The 5,091-nt window shown below is 58.8% G+C and carries 6 protein-coding genes; 3 read left to right on the forward strand and 3 right to left on the reverse strand.

The genetic code is table 11. From position 1 onward, the window contains the following. Window positions 1-138: 138 nt before the first annotated feature. On the reverse strand, window positions 139-438 hold the full coding sequence (locus AC0L3L_RS14500; RefSeq protein ID WP_473489236.1) for a DUF1236 domain-containing protein: 300 nt from the start codon (window positions 436-438) through the stop codon (window positions 139-141). 314 nt (window positions 439-752) lie between these two features. Between AC0L3L_RS14500 and AC0L3L_RS14505 the strand changes: the two genes are divergently transcribed. The 3 genes from AC0L3L_RS14505 to AC0L3L_RS14515 all read left to right on the forward strand — a co-directional run bounded on the left by AC0L3L_RS14505 (window position 753) and on the right by AC0L3L_RS14515 (window position 3,322). After that, window positions 753-944 carry a DUF3606 domain-containing protein gene (locus AC0L3L_RS14505; protein ID WP_123150566.1) on the forward strand — a complete coding sequence of 64 codons (192 nt, stop codon included), beginning with the start codon at window positions 753-755 and terminating at the stop codon, window positions 942-944. A 300-nt stretch (window positions 945-1,244) separates the two neighbouring features. Beyond that, window positions 1,245-2,648 (forward strand): sensor histidine kinase, encoded by a 1,404-nt coding sequence (locus AC0L3L_RS14510; protein ID WP_473489258.1) that lies wholly within the window; start codon window positions 1,245-1,247, stop codon window positions 2,646-2,648. Further along, on the forward strand, window positions 2,648-3,322 hold the full coding sequence (locus AC0L3L_RS14515) for a LuxR C-terminal-related transcriptional regulator (protein ID WP_473638088.1): 675 nt from the start codon (window positions 2,648-2,650) through the stop codon (window positions 3,320-3,322). Before AC0L3L_RS14510 ends, AC0L3L_RS14515 begins: the two co-directional genes overlap by 1 nt. 33 nt (window positions 3,323-3,355) lie before the next feature. On the opposite strand, the gene AC0L3L_RS14520 is transcribed toward AC0L3L_RS14515, so the two are convergent. After that, window positions 3,356-3,511 carry a hypothetical protein gene (locus AC0L3L_RS14520; protein ID WP_245319513.1) on the reverse strand — a complete coding sequence of 52 codons (156 nt, stop codon included), beginning with the start codon at window positions 3,509-3,511 and terminating at the stop codon, window positions 3,356-3,358. Window positions 3,512-4,599: 1,088 nt separating this feature from the next. Next, on the reverse strand, window positions 4,600-5,091 hold a 492-nt coding region (locus AC0L3L_RS14525), incomplete at its 5' end, for a DUF1236 domain-containing protein (RefSeq protein ID WP_473638089.1).

Below are 5,091 nucleotides of genomic sequence, written 5' to 3' on the forward strand. Positions count from 1 at the left end.
CCTTACGCGCGCAAACGCCCCGCGCTGCGTGGTGGGGTTAATCTAAATGTCTGTTTTTTTTTCTATTTTCACCCCCCCAATCCAACCGCCCCCCGCCGCTGGTCCCCGGGGGGGGGCGTCTCCTCCCTCTCGCTCAGGTCACCGAATGATTTTGACGATCTTGCGTGTGCCTGGATCAACGATAACGGTCTGATTGTCGACGACGACATAGCGGTATTCGACGTCGGGAACTTCATGAAGCTCGACCGTATCGGGTAGCGTTGAGCCGATATTGAGCTCCACCCCAGGGATCTTCACCGAGGCGAGCGGCTGCTTTTCCACATATTCCCTGATGACGGTCTCCTGTTCAGGCGCGATAATCACGTCCTGGGCGGACGCGGCGCCTATACCTGCCAGTAGGAGAAACCCCGCGGCTACAGTGGAAAGTCGCATATTCATAGTTGCCTCCTTTATGTGACTTTAGCTGAGCTCTTTTGGCATCATCTTCGCGCCAGACTCGTTGAAACATCAGGCCGCTGCAAATGTTCCTTGGCTGGGCTTCGGTCCGATCCGAGAGGCCTTGCCATTGGACTTAAGTCTGACCTGCCGCGCGCATGGGTCCGGCTATCGATCCGCGCGGAACCGCGACCGCTCGCACTCGTTCGCCGCAAGTTCATGGGAGGAGTTCAAGGAGAGGAGTGTCCAACACCCTCATCCAGCCTGTTTCCAACCGACATTCAGACCCCGTGTTAGGCTTCGCCAGGAGAAAGGAAATGGCCGACAACAAGTGCAATCGAGACTTCCTCGACCACGACCGCCTGTCGGTCGACGAGTATTACGAGGTGGAACATTTCGCACGAGAAAATGGCGTTTCGCCCAGCCAGGTCAGCAAGCTGATCAAAAAGAACGGCAACGATCGGATGACCCTTACTCAAGCAGTGAGAGCCTTGCGCGACCGGAAGTGAAAAACCCGCCGCATCTTCCGCCGCGCGGGCGATCAGGCGTTGCACCATCTGTGCCGAAGGATCGAAAGCATCGGAGTTGGCGCGTCATGGCTTGCTGCCTCTCTCAACGAGGCAGTGGAGTTTTACGCAAAAAAACCGTCGGCTGCGGTTTCCGTCCAGCCCGTAAAGCCCTAAGTTCCCTAGCGATTGATCAGTTGCAGATCAAAGATGGCGTCGCTTAGCGTCGTTCGACGACAGATTGGCCGGTTCTCTCGAATCATGCCGCTGGTGCGACGCGCCGCCGACCGGGCCGTTGGGGATATGGCGCCATATAGAGCGACAAGACTGATCGATCGATGGAATGCACTGTCGCTGGCCACTCAGTTTCTGCTCGCCGGCGGGCTATTCTCGCTGTCGGCGATGATCGTGGTGGGAATTTCCGTGACAAGCCAGATAGAAGCCGCGGTCACCCGGAACTCGGCTTCTGCGACCGCCCTTTACGTCGACAGCGTTATCGCGCCGCTGCTCCCCGACATGCGCAGGAGCGAAGTGCTCGACGAGAGCGTTGCCCACGCGCTGGATGAAACGCTGGGACAAGGCGCGCTCGGCACAAGGCTCGAATCCTTCAAGCTCTGGCGCCGCGACGGCACCATCCTCTATTCAACCAATAAAAATTTGGTCGGGAAGCGCTTTCCACTCAGCGACAATCTCCGGGCCGCATTCGCAGGCGACATAGTTGCTGAATTGGACAGGCACTATGATAACCAGGCTGAGAGGGACAGCGGCTTGCATCTTCTTGAAATCTATAATCCGATGCTTCAGCCGTGGTCGGGCGAAGTCGTGGCTGTTTTGGAATTCGACGAGATCGCCACCGATTTTGAAAAGGACCTCCGGCAGGCACTCGTTCGGACCTGGTTCGATGTCGCAGCCGTCACCGCTATTTTCTTCCTCGGTCTCTCGGCGATCGTTTTTCGTGGCAGCCGCACGATTCGTTCCCAGAGCCGCTCATTGAAGCAGCGCATTGCCGAACTTTCCGATCTGGTTGTTCAAAACAGAATGTTGAGACTGCGGGTGCAGCGTGCTTCGCAGCGCGCCACGGCGTTTAACGAACGTTACCTCAGGCGGATCGGCGCGGACCTGCACGACGGGCCGGCGCAACTGGTTGCCCTCGCTGCGCTAGGGATCGACAGCCCCGTGCTTGCCGATCCTGCCGCGCCGTCAGCGGCGCGCGCACGGGAATTGCAGGCAGTCAAAGCCAATTTGGACGATGCGATGCGAGAAATCAGGAATGTCAGCAAGGGCCTCATGCTGCCGCATGTCGAGAATGCCGAGTTGACGGAAATCCTCGAGCTTGCCGTGCGAGCGCACGAAGAGCGAACCGGCGTCAAAGTGATGCTGTCCACGACCGGGGGGCACACACCCTTGTCACCAGCGGCCAAGATCTGCATCTTTCGCTTTATTCAGGAGGCGCTGAACAATGGCTTCCGCCACGCCGGGGGTGCCGGTCAATCGGTCGCGAAACATTTCGACGGGGAGCGCGTTTCTATCGAGGTTTCCGACACCGGCCCAGGTTTCGACCCGAAGATCATCCACCCTGAAAGGCTGGGGCTCATCGGGCTGCGTGAGCGGGTAGAAAGCCTCGGCGGCCAATTTGCTGTAACATCTTCACAGAATGGCACGGAGGTGAAAATGATTCTCAACATAGTTGAAATAGGACAGGCGTGATGGCAGCGGCCATAAAGCTCGCCATCATCGACGACCATCCGCTGTTCAGGGAGGGCGTCGTGCGCACTCTCGAGCAGATCGGCGGGTTCGAGATCGTCGCCCAAGGCAGCAGTAGAGATGACGCCTTGCGGATATCGGAAGACCAGCAGCTCGATATTCTCCTGATGGACATCTCGGTGCCTGGTGGAGGCCTCAGCGCGATCGAACCGGCTCTGGAGCGGCATCCGGATCTGAAAATCGTGATGCTGACCGTTTCGGAGGAAAACCAGCACGTCATGACCGCCTTGCAGAGCGGGGCAAGAGGCTATGTCCTGAAGGGTGTCGGGTCGAGAACGCTGGCCGCCATACTGCGCACGGTGGCGATGGGCGAACGGTATGTTTGCCCGCAATTGTCGGCGCGCGTGTTGGTCGACCTGTCTACCCAGTCAACCGCGACCGCGAAAGCCAACGTGCTGGCCGAACTCACCAGTCGCGAAAGAGAGATCCTGACGCTCGTTGCCGCGGGATTAAGCAACAAGCGGATCGGTCTTCAGCTAAACCTGCACGAGAAAACCATAAAGCATCACATGACGCGGATTCTCGCCAAGCTCAATGTGAGCAACCGGACCGAAGCCGCGATGACATTGCGCGACGCGACCGAGCATCAGCATCCGCCTGCCCGCCATCCTGCGTGAAGCAAGGTAGCCTTGCGGCCTGTGAACTCGTCATCACTCGATCATGGCGAGCAGTCTTGCCCGATCGGAGTTCGTCGCCTGCCGCCGAATGATGGTGCGGCCCATGGCATCCCGCATTTCATAATGACCACCGTCGATGCGCTCACTGAGCCCGTTGGAATGCACCACACCCACACTTGGCCCGCGCACTTCGATCCGATCTCCAGTGGTCGCGTTGACATAAACTTTTGGCTTGTTGCCGGGGTTTACCGCGGCAACTGGATTTGCCGGGGGACTGCCTATCGATGATTTTGATTTGCCCTTGCCCGCGTTGGCATTGGAGTTCGAACTCCCGGGAGTTCCAGCGTTTCCAGAGTTCCCGGGGCTTCCAGCGTTCCCGGAGTTTCCAGAGTTTCCGGAGTTCCCAGAGTTTCCGGAGTTCCCAGAGTTCCCTTGTGCCTGGGCGGCCTGCGGGCTAAGCGTCAGGGACAGGCCGTCCTGTGCCACACGGTAGGGGCTCACGACGAGAGCCAAGGCCGATGCGGTGAGGCAGATGGCGACGCGAAGCCTTCGAAGAGATTTGAGCCTACGCTGCGATTGAGAGCACGCAGGCCGCGCATTCATCCTGGCGAGAACTCTTGTCTCACGGAGCCGGCGTTGCGGCCGTATCGCGTCTGTGATCAATGAATTTGCCAATAGCACGCCAGAATATCCTGACCGTCACGGTCTGCGTTGCATTTCTACCTGTTTCGAATTCGCCCGAGCCAATCCTCTGTACTCTGCACCATATCACGCTTTCGCCATCATCAGGCGGTGTCAAGACCCACCAGTCTCAGGGGGAGAAACCGGTGGGTCTCGCTAGCGCAGGAAGGGACTCATTACTGCGCAAGTGTGTCGCCTTCATTGATCGGGCCCATCAGCCGATAATAAGCCGACGGCCGCGACCCCGAACACCAAGCCAAACACAGGAAAAAGCAGCCAACGTGCCTGGTGAATGCTGGGGTCCATTGCAGCCTTCCTGTCACGGGTCGCAACGACGCCTGCAGGAGCTCGGTTCCTGAAAACTCTCCCATCTCAGGCTTTTGCGATAGCAGTCCCGGACCAAAGCACTGCTTGCGCCAGCCAATGGTCGGCTAGCGGGCAGACTGAAGTCCTAATCTCCGGCCCCTTTTCGAACATGAAGGGCACTCGTCGAGGGGCCATGAGGGTATCGGCTGGAGGACGCAGGAGATTGCTGTCCGAGCATGTTGAGGGGCCCGCCTTGGCTGCGGCGGACCCTTCACGCCGAGCAGGGGCGTTTAGGTCAGGATAAGCACGATCGTGAGCGTATCCGGGTCGACGATGACGATTCGGCCATCAGCCAATACGAAATACTCGTAGGATTCGTAAGCTGGGACGATCTCGATGATTCGCGGTGGCAGACGACGCAATCTGACCTTCTGCCGCGGGACCTCGACACCCACTGAGATGTCAAAATCGACGCTGGCAACCGGTTCGACCTTTTCCTGCTTGAGGATTTGGGTGATTTCCGTTTTCTGTTCAACGGTCACATTGCTGATAGCGCCGGTCGAAGTCTCATCCTGTGGCTGGGTAGAGGTCGTGCCCTGAGTCTGCTGCTCGGTAGTGGCACCGGCCTCGCCCTGGGTCTGCTGCTCGGTCTGGACCTTGGCCTTGTCCTGCGCCTGTTGGTCGGTTGTGGCGCCAGCCTCGCCTTGGGTCTGCTGCTCGGTCTGGACCTTGGCCTTGTCCTGCGCCTGTTGGTCGGTTGTGGCGCCAGCCTCGCCTTGGGT

It is taken from the genome of Mesorhizobium sp. WSM4849, from assembly GCF_055811385.1.

Excerpts from the sequence above, each read along its gene's own strand:
- AC0L3L_RS14500 (WP_473489236.1), bottom strand. The coding sequence starts at position 438 with ATGAATATGCGACTTTCCACTGTAGCCGCGGGGTTTCTCCTACTGGCA.
- AC0L3L_RS14505 (WP_123150566.1), top strand. The coding sequence starts at position 753 with ATGGCCGACAACAAGTGCAATCGAGACTTCCTCGACCACGACCGCCTG.
- AC0L3L_RS14510 (WP_473489258.1), top strand. The coding sequence starts at position 1,245 with ATGGCGCCATATAGAGCGACAAGACTGATCGATCGATGGAATGCACTG.
- AC0L3L_RS14515 (WP_473638088.1), top strand. The coding sequence starts at position 2,648 with ATGGCAGCGGCCATAAAGCTCGCCATCATCGACGACCATCCGCTGTTC.